Source organism: Shewanella sp. SACH, from assembly GCF_001887095.2.
Taxonomy (GTDB): domain Bacteria; phylum Pseudomonadota; class Gammaproteobacteria; order Enterobacterales; family Shewanellaceae; genus Shewanella; species Shewanella baltica.
The window spans coordinates 902338-920532 of record NZ_MPDG02000001.1; the positions used below are offsets into that span (position 1 = coordinate 902338).

Here is an 18195-nt window from a genome sequence, read left to right on the forward strand (position 1 = left end):
TTGTTAATGAGCGGCCAGCATTCCCCGTACTGCTTTCTTCCTAGTTCTGATCGCTAAATCGCACCAATAATATCAACCTTAAGTTGCAACTTTGGCGCAACCAATTTGTAACCTTGGTCGCCTATAGTATCGTCAGTCTTCGAGGTGACATCATCTTGAAGCATCTAAGCACATCAATTAAATCGCAATTCAATAGAAAATATTAAAACAATACATTTAGGGGTCTCAATGTTTAACACTAAAACTGTGCTGGCGTTAGCCATCAGCAGCGTTTGTGGGCTTGCCCATGGCGCGGATAATTTGATCATTTCAGAATACGTCGAAGGCAGCAGCAACAATAAAGCCATCGAACTGTATAACCCAACTGCGGGCGTTATTGATTTAAGCCAATACCAATTGCGTTTCTATTTCAATGGCAGCACCAACGTCGGTACGACCATTGCGCTCACTGGCTCATTAGCCGCGGGGGCGACGTATGTGGTTGCCGATAACGACGCGTCTGCCGATATTCTTGCACTGACCAATCAACAAAGTAGCGCCAGCTTCTTTAACGGCGACGATGCGATTGAACTGACTTATCAAAATCAAGTGATTGATAGTTTAGGTCAAGTTGGTGTCGATCCCGGTGCTGAGTGGGGCAGTGGTGACTTATCCACTCAAGACAACACCCTGCGCCGTAATCCTGATCAGCTGATTGCCGATCCCATCAGTGATGATGCGGTCAGCTTTAGCACTTGGTTAGGTTTTGCGAAGGATGATATTTCTGATCTCGGTAAATTCAGCGCCGGCACGCCAACCGATCCCGTCGACCCTCCACCGAGTTCTTTAGTGTGCGGCGAAGAAGCCACAGCAATTCATGCGCTTCAAGGCGCGGGTGCTGCCAGTCCTCTTAATGGTCAAACCTTAGTGGTTGAAGCGGTTGTCGTCAGTAATCAAGAAGCCGGCCTTAAGGGTATTTTTGTACAAATGGCTGATAACGAAGCCGATAGCGATACACAAACCTCTGAAGGGGTGTTTGTGTATACCGGCACTGCGCCTACTGCATATGTGGCGGGCGATCGTATTCGTTTAAAAGCCAAAGTCACTGAATATCAAGGCTTAACTGAACTAACGACTGTATCAGATCATAAGTTGTGTGCCACTGCACAAGCATTACCAACAGCGGCTGTGGTGACCTTACCGGTTAACAGCAGTGATGATTTTGAGCCATTTGAGGGCATGCGTGTTCGTTTCAGCCAAGATTTAGTGGTGAACGAAGTCTACAACCTAGGTCGTTACGGCGAGATTTCATTAGGCAGTCAGCGCCACTTTATTGGTACGCAGGTGGCGGCACCGGGCGCGGATGCGCTGGCTGTGAGCGCGGCTAACCAACGTGACAGTATTTTATTGGATGATGGTTTAACGGCGCAGAATCCAGATCCTGTGCAATTCCCCGCTCCAGGTCTGAGCGCATCAAACACTGTGCGTGTCGGCGATAAAGCCACATCGCTTACGGGTGTAATGCACTATGGCTTTAATTTGTATCGCATTATGCCAATCGAGACGGTGAACTTTGTGGCGGAAAACCCCCGTCCTGTCGCCCCCACATTGAATGATGGCGGTAATTTAAAAGTCGCTAGCTTTAACGTACTTAACTACTTCAATGGTGATGGTCAAGGTGCAGGTTTCCCAACTGCGCGTGGTGCCAATACGTTGAGCGAATTTGAGCGTCAAAAGGCGAAGATTATCAGCGCCATGATGGGCATTAGTGCCGACGTATTTGGTTTGATGGAAATCGAGAACGATGGCTTTGGTGCTAATTCGGCCATTGCTGATTTAGTCGCAGGTTTGAATGCCGCAGTGGGTGAAGCGCGTTACGCTTATATCGCGCCAACAGGCATCAATGCGATTGGCACCGATGCCATCACAGTTGGCTTGATTTATCGTAGCGATAAAGTCACGCCGCAGGGTGCTGCACGTATTCTATCCAGTGCAAATTCGCCATTGGATGATGACCAAAAGCCTTTGTTTGACGATAGCAAAAACCGTCCAATGCTGACCCAAGCCTTTAGCGTGAACGGCAGTGAAGAGGGCGTGGTTGTTGCGGTTAATCACCTTAAATCTAAGGGCAGTGAATGTGCGGGCGATCCTGATCTCAATGATGGTCAAGGCAACTGTAATATCACTCGTACCCGTGCGGCGACGGCTGCAGGTCAATGGATTAGCGAGCAATATCCAGATCAAGGCGTATTGCTGATTGGTGATTTGAACGCCTATGCGAAGGAAGATCCATTAACGGCGTTAGGTAACGCGGGCTTTAGTGAGCTGTTTGCCAAACTTGAAAAGCCGAACCCTTATTCCTATGTGTTCTCGGCAGAATCGGGTCAGTTGGATCATGCTTTAGCGAATGCTGCCCTGCTGGATAAAGTGGTGGATGTGACTGAGTGGCATATCAATACCGACGAACCGCGCGTATTGGATTACAACGAAGAGTTTAAGACGCCTACTCAAATCCAAGACTTATTCGCTACTGATGCGTATCGCTCATCGGATCACGATCCAGTGGTGATTTCACTCTTGCTCGAAGCGGAAAAAGTCGCGCCAGTGGCTAGTTTCACCCAAGTGGTGAATGGCGCTGCGGTGCAACTGACATCCACTTCAACCGACAGCGATGGACAAATCGTGTCTGCCGAGTGGAGCTTTGGTGATAACACAGTGGCAGTGGGTGAGGTAGTGACTCACAGTTACAGCCAAAGCGGTGAGTATCTTGTCACGCTAACTGTGACTGATAACGACGGCCTAACCCATAGCACGTCACAAACTGTGACTGTGGTGGTTGGAGAGGTAAAACAACCGCCTGTTGCGCAAATTCAGCGTATCAATTTATTGTTCGTCGATATGTTTATCTCGACTAGCTTTGATACCGATGGCGTAATCAAGCAACATAAATGGACGTTTGACAATGGCACCCGCGCTAACGGTCAAGTGGTATTACGCCTTGCCCGCCGTGGACAACACACAGTTGAACTGACCGTTAAAGATAACGACAAGTTAACGGATACTACGACGCTGACGTATCGTTAAGTCAGTCCTTTTATTCCGTTGATTTTAAGTGACGCCAAGCCCGCAGCCGCGGGCTTTTCTTTTTGCACCAAAGCAAGATAACTTTGTCGTCAGTTGTTGTGACGCATCAATTTTCATTGTATACCCAGTGACTCTTCACCTCTTTATTTAACAAGAAGTATCCCTGAGGGCTCTACTAAAATATCCCTGTTTAAGAAGGTCGCTGGTGCAACAATGACAATCCTCATTAACCCTTCAGCTGTTCGTTTAGCTAAAAAGCTATTGCCCCAAAATAATTTAGAACGCAACTTATTGAACCGTTAAGTTTTGCTAAGTTGACCTAATTTTAGTAATGACACAAAGTGTACTCTATTGCCGGTACAGTTCAATTCAAGAGAGATATAATGGGAAAGACAAAAGCTCATGATTTTGGAATAATTAAAGGCAATCCATTTAAGATAACCTTCAGGCAACATTTTTTGCCAAATGGCTTGATGAGGCATTTTTTAACTAAAGAAAACAAGATATACAGAGTAGTTAAACCCGATGCACATGTTGAGTTGATAAAATATGAAAGGAACGACGATTACGCAATTTCTCTCCGCGCATGGAACACCAGAATGGAAGACATATTTACCGCTATAGAGACAGAGTTTTATACGGTTCGCGAGAGTGTCGCTTCTGGAGTTGATCATTTATCAAAAGATGACTGTATTGCGATTTCAAATTTTCTAGCCTCTTGGAAAGTTCGCTCCAATTATCTCCATAGCAGCAGAAAAGTTCACAGGATTAATGGTATACCAGAACCTCAAATCCCTCCTGCAATTATCTCAGAGTGGATTGCAAAAACTGGCCAACGGGAGGCGGATATACCTCAATATATCCGAGAACATTTAGAGAAAAGAGGAAGTCGACTATCGTGGCCTACCCTAGAAGATCATGAAGTTAATAGCCACAAAGTGTGGTGTGATTATGAATGTGCCAGGTTGGGGCTAAAGAACATACGCTGGGTGGTTCACCGCTTATCTGACTTGGAAATAGCACTTCCAGATGTACCGGCCTTTCATTTCGTACCTATCAACCTGTAGTGGTCAAGTAAAATTGGCCACGGTTTTAGAGTCATTCCAATATAAACGTTCTGACTCATTTGGCGTTAACCCACCATTATATTGATGGGGTCTGGTCTCACTGTAATATCCAGTGATGTAATTTGTGATCTCTTTATCTGCTTCAGTAAAATTCCCATAACCACTGGCGGGTATCCACTCAGATTTCAAACTTCTAAAGAAACGCTCCATTGGTGCGTTATCCCAACAATTCCCGCGACGACTCATACTTTGCTCAATCTGAAGACGCCATATTAATTGTCTGAATTTCAAGCTCGTGTAATGCGAACCTTGATCGCTGTGATATATCACATTCTCAGGCTTACCCCTTAACTCAAATGCCATTTTCAAAGCTTTACAGGTCAGCTCACTATCTGGTGATAATGACAAAGCCCATCCAACAGGTTTGCGGGAAAATAAGTCTAAAACAACGGCTAGATAGGCCCAGCGATTACCGACCCAAACATACGTCACGTCGCCACACCACACTTGATCTGGTTGAGTTACTGCAAACTGTCGATTAAGCGTATTGGGGATTGCAACATGCTCTTGTGTCGCTTTCCGATAAGAATGCTTAGGCTGCTGACAGCTTAATAACCCAAGCTTTTTCATTAAATTACGGGCTCGATAACGACTGAGACCAATCCCTTTGTTAGTCACTAATTGCGCTATCGTTCGCGCACCGGCAGAGCCATGACTAATACGATGTGCGGCCTTCACTTCACTGCATAAAATAGTAAAGTCTGTATCAATATGTTCTTTTCTTTTTAGCCAATACTTATAGCTACTTCGATGCACTTTGAATGCATTACAAATTGTGAGAATAGAGTGGCTCTGCTTGAGTGCGCTGATTAGCGTAAATTGTTCATCGAGTCTGACATCAAGAGAGCGGTAGCCTTTTTTAGGATAAGATTGTGCTCCTCAAGACGAGCTATTTGCTTCTTCAGCTCACGGATTTCAATTTGTTCAGGGGTAATCGGAGATGCTTTTGGTGTGCCACCCTGGCGTTCTAGTTTTAACTGTCTCACCCATTTATCCATAGTGGACTTACCTACGTTCATCGCCTTTGCAGCTTCGATGATGCTATGGTTTTTATCGAGGACTAATTGGGCTGCTTCAAGTTTGAATTCAGCACTAAATGTTTTTCTGGTTGTTGCTCTCATGTTTTCACCTAAAGTCATCTACGAGGCAATAATATCACCTCTATTTAGGTGGCCAAAATTAGTGTGCCACTACAACCCAAGTACAGTCTTGCTGCCTGAAGATTCTCCGTTTGATACCACTTCCGCTGACGGTATATCAAGGCTGAACTATGCAATTATCACTGAGAGCAGATCAGCCTATTGGTGCCATGATATAAATTGGCTGATCAAACTCCCCGCTTAAATCAGGGGTTCTACGCCGGAACCCCAGGAAATTCCATCACCAAAGCTAATGACCATCTGATTTGTATGACATTGAATACATTACGGGTCATGTGACAGTTTTTAACGTTAAAATCGTCGTTTATGCTTTGTCACTCAATCGGTCGTTTACGTGACATCTCCTGTGATTGCGAGGTTTGGAAAACGCGCATGCGCATTTTCCGGATGGTGTATTTGATGAAAATCTGATAAGTTCTTTGCATACAGATAGTTAACTATGCGCGCTTTTCACTGGTCTAATGAGGTAAACGCGCATGCGCACTATACAAAGACGTTACATGCCAACAAGGAATTAAGTTGAGTACTAAATTTGAAGTTACAGGCCTCTTTTACGAGTCCAATGGATACAAGTTACGAAAGTATCTCGACATCAAGCGAGTTGGCGTAGCACTGAGTGAGCCTGATCTCATGGTTGTAATGATGAATCCTGGTTCTTCTTACCCTTTGGACGGTATAGATAATAATTCCGTGTCATCGGAGGCGGAGCCAGATACTACACAACAACAAATCATGAAAGTCATGGATGCAGCGGCGTTTAACTACGCAAGGATTTTAAATTTGTCTGACCTCCGCACACCGGATTCAAATGAGTTATATCGTTTCTTGAAATCCAAAGAGTGTAGTTCAGTAAAGCATTCTATTTTTTCGCCCAATCGTAAGTTGGAATTGGCGCAGCTATTCGTTAATGGTGTTCCAGTTATTTATGGCTGGGGTGTAGACCAAGCTTTAATTCCTTTGGCCAAACAAGCTATAGAAACCTTATGCATTAACGATCCTCTGGGAATTTTAAAGCCAAACACTAGATACTCGTACTATCACCCACTACCGAGAATCTACGCAAAACAACTTGAATGGGTGCAGCATGTAACAAGTCAAAGCAGTCTGACGGCTAAAGCCGCCGCTGTTTGAGGCGTTAGCAGTTTAAGGTGAGCTATGAGTAAACTGAAAAATGAGAGAAGCCTGATTCCTTTAGTGTCAGTTATCGGGCTTGTAAGTGCTCCGCTAATTTTCATACTTGGAATGGTGGCAGGTAGCCAAATTCAATTATCTTCAATTCTAACTGCTGACTCATTATCCTCATGGGTATCTGCTTTAGCTACTGTTGCTATAGCTGTTTTAACATTCATCTTAGCAAAAGAAACTTGGTACTTAAGGGAAGCCCAAATAGAGCAAGTTAACTCCCTTAGAAGAGAAAACATTAGGCCTAGTGTTTCAGTAACTCTTAAAAATAGTGATATTTCATTTAATTTGATGATGATAAATGTGAGTAACCTAGGAAAGGGCATCGCTCGAAATGTAAGTTTCAAGTTTATTGATAAAAACGGAGCTGAATTTTCCGAAGGTGAAAATGTAATCGTGGATCATTTTTTAAGGCTTCATATCTTTTCTAACGGCATGCACTCGTTAGGAATTAATCAAAAAGTAGATAGCTTTTTATTTAGTTTTTTTGAGCTAAAAGGAAAACTTGAAGGGGATGATATTTTTACCCCATTTTTCAAAATAGTTGTTTCTTATACCGATGTTGAAGGTAATGACTATTCCAATGAGTTAACCATTGATTTTGCCGAGCTAAAAGGAATTACAGAAATTGGAGGTGGCGATCCTTTACATAAAATTGCAGGGGATTTAAAAAAACTTAGAGAGCAACTTGAACGAATGACTAACTCTTCATCTAAAAAATTACACGTTAATACTTACACATCAAAAGATCGTGAGGCTCAGCGAAAAGCAGATGAAGAGAGGATTGCCGAATACAAGAAGCAACTGGAAAAGGTATAAAAACTGCTAACAAGTTGCTTAATTTCGTTCCAGCCACAAAAAGCGTGGCCTCCACTGGACTGCCTACGCTACGGCAACCAATTAACAAAGCGTTATGTTTTAAGGATAATTACGTGCCAGTCGTTATTGTTTTGATCTTGTTCTCTTTGATTTCTCCATTTTTGCTCAAGCTATATGTTACCTATGCACCCGGCAAAATGATCGGCGACATTAATGGTTGGTTAGGCTTCCTTGGTGGATATTCAGGTGGGGTTTTGGCATTCCTTGCTGCCTATATGATATTTCACAAGCAAAGGGCTGAAAACGTTAGACCATTTTTGATTACGGAGCCTTCATTAAAAAACAAAAGTTCGAAGCAGTGTCTTTACTTTCTTGAAAATTATGATGTAAAAGTCGACCTTGTAACATATGTTACCAGTGATCCTAATCGTGATGACAAGTTTATAGACTTAGCTTTAAAGAACATTGGCATAGGACCTGCGTTAGATGTAAACATCTTTAATTCAAAAGGTAAAAAGATCGCATTGGCAGATCTGTCTACTGGTTTTTTCCAAGAGTTTCGCTCATTAGGTCACATTGCTCCAACTGAGCATATGAGCTGGGTATTTTGTATTGATAGTAATTTGGCAAGTCAATCTGGAGAGTACCGAGAGGAACTTACGTTGGAGTACAAAGACATTTATAGTAATAATCATGTTTACAAACTCCATGTTTTTGTAAATGTACCACGAGGTAAAGCTGGCATTAGTTTAAAAACATAACAAACGCTTCAAGAGGGACAGCCAACGCGCGGCATTTTTACTATGCGTTGATTTTATGTGATTACGGTGTTACGCGGAAAGTCAGTAGTAGCGTTGTCTGCCCCTTTCAACTATCACATATATTAAAAGGACATATCATGACAATTTTCGAACCAGGTGTTCAATATAAAGATCTTGATGGATCAGTTCATGCAGATCGAGATGACAATCAAAATGCAACTGATTATCTAAGAAAGCACCATAACATTCCTAAGGATAGCTTTGTACTCGGTATTCAAGTTTATTCGTCTGTACATAATGTAAAAGTAAATACCCTTACAGTTAGGTTTCTACATTCAAATGTTGGTGGTTATGACAATATCCAAGAGAAAATGGGAGCTGAAGGTGATGCTCTGGCTCTAAACGGAATTGAAATTGATATGCCTTACAATGAATTTTTTGGGCTATTTAAACGCTTTAGTTTAACTTTATCATCTAATGGCTTGCTAGAAGGTAAGTCTTATACCGCAATATAAAAGCTAACACGTTGCTCAATTTCGTTCCGGCCACAAACAGCGTGGCCGGAACGGGACTGCCTAGGATGTGCTGCGGCAGCCCATTAGCAAAGCGTTAGCCATAGAAATTTTAATTCGAAACTCACAAGTTAGAGCTAAAAGTCTAACTTGGAAATGTCCAAAAGTGAGTTTCATAAAGTTTACTCTGACCCCACTAATTACGGGTATCAAAATTATGTATTCAATAATCAACGAAAATATAAAGATAATTTTATCTTCTATAAAAAGAGAATCGCACATTGAGCCATATCTGTATCTCATAAATGAACCTAGAGAAACTGAAGGGGAAATATTTAAAGATACAGAATATAGAAAAAAGTACAGAAAATTCTGGTCTATGAACTCAGCAAGGTTACCATCAGAATTTTACGATGCATATTTTGATACTTTGAATAGCTCATATTCAAATAATATTAATGCTACTGAAGTAGCGTTGGAGTTGTATAGTATTCTTACAGATAAAAAGAGCTTTCAGTTTTCTTTTGCATCAAAATTGGTTCATATGAGTAATACCAATTTGCCAATATATGACTCTATGATATCGAGTTTTTATCACATGCCCGAAATTACGCAAAATACATTGAGGGGCAAACAATTACAAAGTGAATTGAATTATAATTTTCTGTTATATGAATATAATCGTATTCTATCTTCAGGTATTTTAAAAAGTAGTATTCTTATGTTTCGAAATTACTTCAGTATAGATGAAAAATATTCTGATCAAAAAATAATTGATTCAATCATTTGGGGGTTTATATCACTTTCTAAAAGAGGTGCAGTGATAGACCAAACAATAAAATACAGCTAATCGGGTAGCCGGAGGTGTCTAACCTCCAGCCCCCACACCACCCTGCATGCGGCTCCGCACAGGGCGGTTCATTTAGAACAGCTAACTAGACTTTCTGGTTAGCTTCTTGTTTCGAGAGTGAACTGTGATCCATCCATCTCTTAGTGAACATAGTCCCGCTTTCTTAAGATCGTCATTAGTAATGATAATGTGAGCGGTATAGTTTAGAGCCTAAGCACTAAATGACTTCTGTCCAAAAGTATGTTGCGTATGTCTTTTAAATCTACAGATTACGCGAATGCACGAAAGGTGAGCCATGGTGATTTGCGAGACGACCGTCCGCCCCATGGACGGGGCGGTCGAGCATCCAAAGATGGACTGGCTGCGAGTCGACGAGCGAATGACATGGCAAGCCTGTGCGAGTGGATATCAGTAAACGCTAAACACCTCACAACTAAAATTACTGATCCTCTAATACTACTTTCCAATACATTTCAGTCCAAAAGCATGCTGCGTAAAGCTTTCAAATCTACAGGTTACGTTAATGCCAAAAAGATGAGCCATGGTGATTAGCGAGACGACCGTCCGCCCCATAGCCGCTTTTTGGCATCCATGCCATCGCGGCATTTGTGAATCCTTTCACATCAGACGGGGCGGTCGAGCATCCAAAGGAAGGACTTGAACAACATCCTTGTTTAACTGCCAGTTCGCCGTCCATGGCTCTCGTTCATAAGCTCAGAAACCCTAGGTTTCTATTCACAGTGTCGATGAATGACATGGCAAGCCTGTGCGAGTGGATATCCGTAAACGCTAAACTGCTAACAACTGAAATTACTGATCCCCAAACACTACTTTCCAACACCTATCTGTTCCCAAAGCGTTATCAAGCTTTACGCTAAAACCACTCAAAACTGAGAATGAGATGCTGAAGGTTGAATTGGGCAAGAGATAACAGACAATAAAAAAGTGCTTTATTTTTCAATAAAGCACTCATTTTAAAGCGGCTTGAGCACTCGTTAACCTACTGATCACAGCACTGATTAAAGTAGCGCTCAAAGTACCGATCAAAGTACTATGTAGAGTGGCCAGCCGAGAAGGCCGACGAGACCTTCCTTGTGTTCGAATCTTTCTAAACGTTCGGGTGAAGCGTCGCTGAGTAAAAGTTCGCGGTAGCTTTTCGCAAAGTGCAGGGTACGCAGTAGGGCGGGGACAAAGTTTTTACCGAGATCTTTACTGATGGTTTCAGCGAGTTCTGCGGGTAATTCTGCTAACGCTTTCTGAGTTTCCAATTCGATTTGCTCACGGGTAAACCACTCCTCTTTTAAGGTGATTTTGCCGATACGCTTTTTCAAATCCTGTCTGACTTTGGCGCCATCAAACAACAATCGATACAGTACCGCTTCGGCTAATACACTCTCTAGATTGAGAAAATCTAGCGGATCATAGCTCGATTGCGCGTAAAACTGTGCCAATAGGGCCGCAATTGACTGTTGGCGTTGATGCTCAAGCAGGGCATCTTGATAGGCTTCATAGCCTAACCATTCTTCTGCATCGGGCGGGCTAGACACTTGTTCAAGCAAGAACTTGTCGACATCGCCGTACAGTGACTTACCGTTGACGAGTTTATGCTTGCTGACAGTGCTGAGCATGCTCCAGCCTTTTTGGAAGCATTTAACTACGCCATCGGCGGTGATCAACAGGCGTATCGCCTGCTGCGGGTTTTGGTTTGATAACTCCATCAAACCAAGACTCACCACACCAATGACATCGTGCGCTGCTTGTTCAAGCAGGTGCATTTTGTACTTGTTGTAAAACTTATCGGCCAGTTTGAGGCTCATCAAAATGGCTTTGGATTTGATTTGTGACAGCTGTTCACCGCTCAGCGTTTCGTCTGCTTGGCCTTGGAGCAATACCTTGCTTAGGTAGGGTCCTTGATCTACATCACGCAGTACCAGTTGCATCAAATAATTCCTTAATCCAAAAAGCTAAACATATCATCGACTTCAGCGTATTCATCCGTCACTTGGTTTTTCTCTTTGGCTTGAATAACCAGCTCGTTGACAAACTTGCTGATGATCATTTCCCAACCTGAGCTTTCGTTACGCAGCAGACTCTTAATGGCTTTTTCAACATCGGGCGCGAGCTCGTGGATTAAGGCCATTAGGCTGCGTGGGTCGTCTATGCTGAGGCTGTGTGCATCTTCACTGGCGACGCGGCTGTCGTAGCCGATGGTTTCAGTGTCTTCTTCGTCATCATAGAGATCTGTATAGCCGTCTTCATCTTCATGTTTTTCGCCTAACATCATTTCGATGAAAGGGATCGACAGATAGAAGAGGCCCGCTGGATCTTCGGCGATACATTCTAAAATCGAAGTTTGCTTTTCTTCGCTATCTTGGATGCGAATTAAATAGGTCAAAAAATCAAAGGTATGCTGAATCAGTTCTTCGGCATTGTTTTTGATTTTTTCTTCCCAGTACAAAGGTTGCTGACAGACGATGTCGCGAATTTGTTCTGGGGTCATGAGTTCAGACATGATCGAAGGACAAGAGATATCATGGTGACTGTTGATTTGCGTCAGCGTGACGATATCCATGTGTTCGATGACTTCGACTAATTGCTCGTCGCTCATGGTATTTGCAATAATTTCAAAGCGTTTGCTCGCTTGTTTTGGCTCTACGTCCGCCAACTCTTTAATTTCGGCGACGGTAATCTCAATGAGACTAGTGTTCATTAGCGGTCCTCATCATCGTAGTGATCGTAGTAGCCATCTTCCTCTTCGCCTTCATCATCGTCGTCGTTATCTGAGGTGCCAACATAATCGTTGTCATCATCTTCATCGTCGTGATGTTTTGCTGCTGGCGTTGCTTTACTTTGATTTTCAAGTAAATACAGTACGGCGCAGCTTTCAATCAGTAAGGTTTCCGAGTAACCACGCACGGCTAACACTAAGGGTAAATCAGCATTGTTAAAGCCAATCGTGACTTTAAACTCATCCCACTCGGGTTGAGTTGCCGTGTTTATCCAATGTGCCCACTTGAGTTTGGCTTCGGCGGGAAACTTAATTCGACCGTAAAGCGCGACAGGCAGGTACTCAGGCACAGTATCGAGCATCTTAGGATCGGCTTCTAACACCTTTTTGATTTGGCTAGTAAATTGCTCTAGCGCTTTAGGTGTATCGGGATCGTCGTAGGACTCGATATTGTCGTAGGCATTATTTTTTAGCTCATTAATGCGTGAGATATTCAGTTTTTTGACCATTTGGCACTTACTCTAGAAAACGCTCAAGGATAAAATTGATCCCACAGCTCGCGCATGGCGCTAGCGGGATCGGTCACTATGACGTTATTGAAATCTTTGATAAACGCATTTCGTCGCTTAGGATCGGACAACACATCATAAGCATTTTTAACGCGTTCAAGTTGTACGGCGGCTTGCTGCTTTTCCTCTTCCGAGGCGCCTAACAACTTGTCGGGATGATATTTGTTTGACAGCCGTCGATAGGCTTTTTTAATGTCGTCTTCTTTGGCACTGGGTTTTATACCGAGCACACTAAAGTGGTTAATCATACTTGTACCTGCAGGCGATGGGGCTGATATCGCGAGATAAAAAGGGTTTGACTCTGATTATCTTTAAATTCGTGGAATTATGATTAGTCAGCCGTGGATGATAGCAGAAATCCCCACTCAGCGGCAAACGCGCGAGCAGGAATTTGTGCTTTAGTGAAGGGTTAAAAATCCTTTAAACTTTAATCTGTTGTGGCGCATGGATTAAGTCAACCGCTATGCTGTTGAAATCCCGTTACCAAGCCAGATTGACAGCTAACTTAACCTTGTTTTTAGGCGAGATAATTGCCCTCGATTCTGGGCAATATTTTAGCACCGAATCCTTCGCTAAAATCATTCACACAGAGCTAACTCACACTCGCCTCAGCCACGTTCGGCAGAGTTAACGCCGTAACAGCTAAGTCAAACTAGACACTAACCGCAGGTTCATCCCAAGCGTGAGCATTTGCTTCTGTTCCCGCTGTAAATCCTTCATAAACAGGCTGATTTTTCGCTTATGGCTCGGTAGCACTAGCATGAGCCCATCGGGGATCACTTTAATATGATCTAAGGTCAGCGTCTTAGCGATACGGCCAAGATTGAGCAAGACCGCAAGTCTCAGCAGGCAGAGCAGGCGATTGAGCGTGAGCTTATGGTTGGGCTCAAGTTCGGCGAGCATTAATTCGTTGGGCTTTTTTCTGTGGTTGGTGATAAGCCGCGCTAAATCCAGCTGCAAGGCTTCACTAAACCCGGGCAAGTCACTGTTGCTGATGATATAGCCACCGTGTTTGTGCAGGGACTTTGAATTAATGTGTAGCCCAATCTCATGTAAGGTTGCGCCATAGGCGAGCAAGCGTGCATGGGGCCTTAATTGCCATTCATCGGCGACCTGTTCAAACAAGGCCATGGCGGTGTCGCGTACCTTAGCGGCGTGGGCCATATCGATATGATAAAGCTGGGCAATACTGTCGACGGTGCGGTGGCGAATATCCTGATACTGACCAATCTTTGCCAGTTCATAGAGTACGCCTTCACGCAGTGCGCCGGGGCTAAACTCGAGCTTTTGTATCGGTAAGCGCCTAAAAAAGCTGATTAAAATGGCAAGTCCGGCGGGCACTAAAGGAATGCGTTTATCATCGACATTGGCAAATTGAATTTGGCTAATATGGCCACATTTGATCAACTTGATTTTGAGCTGTTTGAGTCGTGGCAGCGTGATAGTTTCATCGCCGTGTTCTTCTTGAATCGCTTCGCAGATGGCTTTGACTGTGCCTGAGCTGCCTAACGTCAGCTCCCATCCGCCCGCGAAATATTCCTTGGAGAGCGAGGCGAACTGTTTGTCGGCCGCGCTTTGAGCATCACGAAATGAGGCAGGGGTGATGAGTCCATCGATAAAGAAACGCTCGTTAAAACTCACGCAACCGCAGCGCAGGCTAGATAACTGGGTTGGGGTATTCTTTTTACCGATTACGACTTCGGTCGAGCCACCACCTATGTCGATGACTAAATTACTTTTTCCAAGCACTTGGCTTTGGGCAATGCCGTTATAAATCAAACGCGCTTCTTCATGGCCTGAAATCACTTCCACCGGATAGGGCATGATGGCGAGCGCGGCCTCGATAAATTGATCGCGGTTTTTGGCGATTCTGAGGGTGTGGGTGGCCACTAATCGCACTTGCGCTTGGTCTAGATTGGAAAATCTTTGATTAAAATCCCGCAGACAATTGAGGCCACGTTCTATGGCGTCATTGTCGAGAATATTCTGCGCATTGAGGCCAGTGGCGAGCTGAACCTGTTGTTTTTCTTTATGTAAAATCTGCAAGCTGCCATCTTGCTCACGGGCGATGACCAGATGAAAACTGTTCGATCCCATATCGATGGCAACAAAGTGGCGCGATTTAGCATTTGCGGGCGCATTGGTTTGTGGCGCCTGCGACTTTAGTAATGTGTGTTGCTGTGTGTGCGAATGTGTGGCTACCAATCGGATTATCCTTAGGCAATCAAAGCGATATAAAGCCAGCGTTAGCTGGCTTTGGCCTGTAACTCGTGCGTTATGTCAGGCTCAGCGTTGCTCTCTCGCTCAGCATCACCCTCATGGGCGGACATACGTAAGGCATTAAATTCTTGCAGTTGGCGCTTCTCATAATTAATCAGATATTGATAAATGGCAATTTGCGAACGCACTTTTCGTTTGTTACCCCGGTTTCGATAGGGGTTACTTTGTTCTTTGTTGATGACCCGCGCTTTAGTATTGTCATTGAATTGTAAGGATAAAATATCCATTATCATTTGTTTTAGGCGCAGATCATAAATCGGCACACTCACTTCGACGCGATTATCTATATTACGGCTCATCCAGTCGGCGGAGCAGATAAAAAGTTTGTTCTCGCCGCCCGCGTGGAACAGTATCACCCGTGAGTGTTCGAGGAACCGGTCAACGATACTGTAGACTTCAATGTTATCGCTGATCCCGGGGATTTGCGGAATAAGCGAGCACATACCGCGAATGAGTAACTTAATTTTGACCCCAGCCGCCGAGGCCTCATAGAGTTTTTGGACCAAGGATTCATCGAGTAAGTTATTTAGTTTTAAGGTAATCGCCGCCTTTATATGGCTTTGGGCATTAACGATTTCATTATCAATCAAGTGACTCAGTTTTTGTCTGGCATCGTAGGGCGACACGATTAAATGCTGGAAGTTATCGCGGCGATACGGATGCTCAATTAAGTCAAATACTTGCTCCACTTCACGGGCAATCTCTTGATTGGCGGTGAACAGTGACAAGTCGGTGTAAACCCGCGCCGTGCCTTCGTTAAAGTTGCCTGAGCCGACGTGACAATAGAGTTTGATTTCCCCTTGTTCTTCGCGGCCAATTAAGCACAACTTGGAATGCACTTTTAAACTGGTGATACCGTGGTGAACTTTGACGCCCGCTTCGGCCAAGATGCGGGTCCATTCTATGTTGGATTGCTCATCGAATCGGGCCCGCAGTTCAATTACAGCGGTGACTTGTTTGCCATTTTTCACTGCATCGATAAGCGATTGCATCACATGGGATTTTTTCGCCACTCGATATAAGTTTATTCGAATAAAGCGCACCGCCGGATCGTAGGCCGCTTGGCGCACCATTTCGGTAAAGTGGGAAAACTTATGGTACGGATAATTGAGCATGATATCGCCCATCCGAATGGCATCGAAACTGTTGGCACTGCAGCCAAAACCTGCGCTATTGAGCGCCGGTAGTTTTTCGTTTTCGAGGTAGTCGCGACTTGGGTTGGGGAAGGCGATAAAGTCTTTAAAGCTGTGATAACGCCCACCTGGGATCAAGCATTCGGTCGAGCTGATGTTCAGGTTTTCTTTGAGCATCACCAACATGTGTTCGGGCATTTCTTTGTCATATACTAAGCGCACCGGCTCGGCGGTCAGACGTTTTTTCAATCCCTTAGTCATTTTTTCGAGCTGAGTTTGCTCTAGCTCGTCGGTGATATCAAAATCGGCATCGCGGGTTAACTTCATCGAATACACTTCGATGGCGTCGTACTCGAAGAAGGGGCCAAAGAGTTCATCTACGCAGTGGCGAATAATGTTATCTAATAAAATCAGATACTTTTTCGCTTTACTCTTTTCTGCTGGGAGTTCGATAAACCGCGGTACGTTTTTAGTAGGCACTTCGACTAAGGCGTATTGGCGGCGAGCCTTAGTGAACAAACACACGCATAAATAGGTGGCGTCGTCGTTGATTTGTTTGATCAAATCGCGATTGTTATTGACGATAAGCGGGGCGATATGGCGTTTAAATTGATCACGAAAATGCTTTTTCAGCCAGTCGCTGTGGAACTCGCTTAATTGTTTCTCATTGATTAACAAAATATTACGACGTACCAGCTCGCGCATTAAATCCGTGTATATGCCGTCGAACCTTTCTTGCAATGCCATCACTTTCGATTGGATTTTTGCCATTAAATGGCGACTGTTGCTGCGACCTTCCTGCAGGGATGACAGCAGAATCGAGCGCCTGACCGCAGCCACGCGTACTCTAAAAAACTCATCCATGTTATTGGAAAATATCCCTAAAAAGCGCACTCGCTCCACTAAAGGAACATTGGGATCGCAGGCTTCTTGCAATACCCGCTCATTAAAAGACAACCAAGAGAGTTCTTTATCAATCGAAAGTTTATCGGTATTCGGGGACACTGCACAGCTCCTTTAAGCAAGCGTCATGGCGCAATATACAATAGCATTCATCCGCCTTTGTGCAATCAGATTTACTGCCTACAAGTGAAGGAATTTCAATGATAAATACTGCGCACACGCCAAAATCAGTCTGGGATTTATCTGGGATAAAGATACGAGGGAAATATGTCAGCTTGATGACGAGTGTGACAGAAATATGACCTTAAGATGATCATCTTGGATTGAGCTCAAACACTGCCCGTGCAACTGCGCTTTACGCATTGAGCCCGCTATACTCGCTGCCAGTTTGCGGGCAAAGCCTGCAGTGTTAACTCCTTGGGCATTATCGCAAACTATGTTATCTTGCTCGGCTTTTTTATCGCGGGAGTAAAGGGTATGTTTGTTGGATTTGATTATGGTAGTGCTAACTGCGCCGTAGGGATCATGCAGGGCGATGATGTGCAGTTATTGGCGTTATCAGAGCAATCAGCTTATTTACCTTCGACCTTATATGCGATGGACAGGGAACTGATCGCCGAGGCGGTTTATCGTGGTCTTCCCACTGAATTAAAAGCCGATTACGCCAAAAAGCGCGCCGCACAATTGAGCCGTGCCCGTATGGTGCGCCATGAGTTAGATCTCGATGCTGACGTTCAGGCCGTGTTTGTCGGTGAGCAGGCGGTAAGCGCGTATTTAGAGATGCCGGAGGAGGGATTCTATGTCCGTTCGCCAAAATCCTTTTTAGGTGCGACGGGACTCAGACCCGAACAAGTGGCCCTGTTTGAAGACATAGTTACCCTGATGATGCAGCACATTAAAGTGCGCGCCGAATCTGTATTAGTGGAAAAGCAGCTTGCTAAACAAGGCGCTGCGGCAACGATCACCCATGCGATTATTGGTCGCCCGGTGAACTTTCAAGGCATAGGCGGTGAAGAGAGTAACCGTCAGGCCGAATCCATTTTGACCTTAGCGGCAAAACGCGCGGGTTTCGTCGACGTTGATTTTCTGTTCGAGCCATTAGCGGCGG

Annotated in this window: 14 protein-coding genes and 1 pseudogene; 8 read left to right on the forward strand and 7 right to left on the reverse strand. The window is 44.3% G+C overall.

Features of this window, described 5'->3' with window-relative positions; genetic code table 11:
• Window positions 1-228 precede the first annotated feature (228 nt).
• Both BM607_RS03985 and BM607_RS03995 read left to right on the forward strand, forming a co-directional pair.
• The gene (locus BM607_RS03985) at window positions 229-3063 is read left to right on the forward strand and encodes an ExeM/NucH family extracellular endonuclease (RefSeq protein WP_071938829.1); all 2835 of its coding nucleotides are present in this window, start codon (window positions 229-231) and stop codon (window positions 3061-3063) included.
• A gap of 383 nt (window positions 3064-3446) precedes the next feature.
• Entirely contained in the window at window positions 3447-4130 is a 684-nt protein-coding gene (locus tag BM607_RS03995) for a hypothetical protein (RefSeq protein WP_071938828.1), read from the forward strand.
• A 3-nt stretch (window positions 4131-4133) separates the two neighbouring features.
• On the opposite strand, the gene BM607_RS04000 is transcribed toward BM607_RS03995, so the two are convergent.
• A protein-coding gene (locus BM607_RS04000; RefSeq protein ID WP_087486472.1) for an IS3-like element ISSba5 family transposase occupies window positions 4134-5311 on the reverse strand; the annotation gives its coding sequence in 2 pieces (ribosomal slippage) (window positions 4134-5053 and window positions 5053-5311; 1179 coding nt in all).
• A gap of 558 nt (window positions 5312-5869) precedes the next feature.
• Between BM607_RS04000 and BM607_RS04005 the strand changes: the two genes are divergently transcribed.
• The 5 genes from BM607_RS04005 (at window position 5870) to BM607_RS04025 (ending at window position 9474) form a co-directional block, all read left to right on the forward strand.
• Window positions 5870-6481, forward strand: coding sequence for a DUF1643 domain-containing protein (locus tag BM607_RS04005; protein ID WP_071938827.1), 612 nt, complete (start codon window positions 5870-5872; stop codon window positions 6479-6481).
• A gap of 24 nt (window positions 6482-6505) precedes the next feature.
• Window positions 6506-7351, forward strand: coding sequence for a hypothetical protein (locus BM607_RS04010; protein ID WP_071938826.1), 846 nt, complete (start codon window positions 6506-6508; stop codon window positions 7349-7351).
• Between the two features lie 113 nt (window positions 7352-7464).
• On the forward strand, window positions 7465-8112 hold the full coding sequence (locus BM607_RS04015) for a hypothetical protein (protein ID WP_071938825.1): 648 nt from the start codon (window positions 7465-7467) through the stop codon (window positions 8110-8112).
• Window positions 8113-8249: 137 nt separating this feature from the next.
• The gene (locus tag BM607_RS04020; RefSeq protein WP_071938824.1) at window positions 8250-8627 is read left to right on the forward strand and encodes a hypothetical protein; all 378 of its coding nucleotides are present in this window, start codon (window positions 8250-8252) and stop codon (window positions 8625-8627) included.
• Between the two features lie 67 nt (window positions 8628-8694).
• The gene (locus tag BM607_RS04025; protein WP_071938823.1) at window positions 8695-9474 is read left to right on the forward strand and encodes a hypothetical protein; all 780 of its coding nucleotides are present in this window, start codon (window positions 8695-8697) and stop codon (window positions 9472-9474) included.
• Between the two features lie 1043 nt (window positions 9475-10517).
• Here the strand turns inward: BM607_RS04025 and BM607_RS04035 are convergent.
• From BM607_RS04035 to ppk1, 6 genes are all read right to left on the reverse strand, one after another.
• Complete coding sequence (locus BM607_RS04035) at window positions 10518-11414, reverse strand: hypothetical protein (RefSeq protein WP_071938821.1); 897 nt, start codon at window positions 11412-11414, stop codon at window positions 10518-10520.
• Window positions 11415-11425: 11 nt separating this feature from the next.
• Window positions 11426-12184 (reverse strand): hypothetical protein, encoded by a 759-nt coding sequence (locus BM607_RS04040; RefSeq protein WP_071938820.1) that lies wholly within the window; start codon window positions 12182-12184, stop codon window positions 11426-11428.
• Complete coding sequence (locus BM607_RS04045; protein ID WP_071938819.1) at window positions 12184-12711, reverse strand: hypothetical protein; 528 nt, start codon at window positions 12709-12711, stop codon at window positions 12184-12186. The genes BM607_RS04040 and BM607_RS04045 overlap by 1 nt, the downstream gene beginning before the upstream one ends.
• A gap of 23 nt (window positions 12712-12734) precedes the next feature.
• Window positions 12735-13019, reverse strand: coding sequence for a J domain-containing protein (locus BM607_RS04050; protein WP_006081330.1), 285 nt, complete (start codon window positions 13017-13019; stop codon window positions 12735-12737).
• A 394-nt stretch (window positions 13020-13413) separates the two neighbouring features.
• The gene (ppx, locus tag BM607_RS04055; RefSeq protein WP_012196942.1) at window positions 13414-14976 is read right to left on the reverse strand and encodes an exopolyphosphatase; all 1563 of its coding nucleotides are present in this window, start codon (window positions 14974-14976) and stop codon (window positions 13414-13416) included.
• Window positions 14977-15017: 41 nt separating this feature from the next.
• Entirely contained in the window at window positions 15018-17189 is a 2172-nt protein-coding gene (gene ppk1, locus BM607_RS04060; RefSeq protein ID WP_071938818.1) for a polyphosphate kinase 1, read from the reverse strand.
• 375 nt (window positions 17190-17564) lie between these two features.
• Here ppk1 and BM607_RS22065 point away from each other — a divergent pair.
• Window positions 17565-18195, forward strand: a pseudogene (locus BM607_RS22065) (molecular chaperone); the annotation flags it as partial.

Bases quoted from the DNA above. Each gene is read 5' to 3' on its own strand.
- BM607_RS04040 (WP_071938820.1), bottom strand. From the start codon at position 12,184: ATGAACACTAGTCTCATTGAGATTACCGTCGCCGAAATTAAAGAGTTG.
- BM607_RS04010 (WP_071938826.1), top strand. From the start codon at position 6,506: ATGAGTAAACTGAAAAATGAGAGAAGCCTGATTCCTTTAGTGTCAGTT.
- BM607_RS04050 (WP_006081330.1), bottom strand. From the start codon at position 13,019: ATGATTAACCACTTTAGTGTGCTCGGTATAAAACCCAGTGCCAAAGAA.
- BM607_RS03995 (WP_071938828.1), top strand. From the start codon at position 3,447: ATGGGAAAGACAAAAGCTCATGATTTTGGAATAATTAAAGGCAATCCA.
- BM607_RS04035 (WP_071938821.1), bottom strand. From the start codon at position 11,414: ATGCAACTGGTACTGCGTGATGTAGATCAAGGACCCTACCTAAGCAAG.
- BM607_RS03985 (WP_071938829.1), top strand. From the start codon at position 229: ATGTTTAACACTAAAACTGTGCTGGCGTTAGCCATCAGCAGCGTTTGT.
- BM607_RS04045 (WP_071938819.1), bottom strand. From the start codon at position 12,711: ATGGTCAAAAAACTGAATATCTCACGCATTAATGAGCTAAAAAATAAT.
- BM607_RS04020 (WP_071938824.1), top strand. From the start codon at position 8,250: ATGACAATTTTCGAACCAGGTGTTCAATATAAAGATCTTGATGGATCA.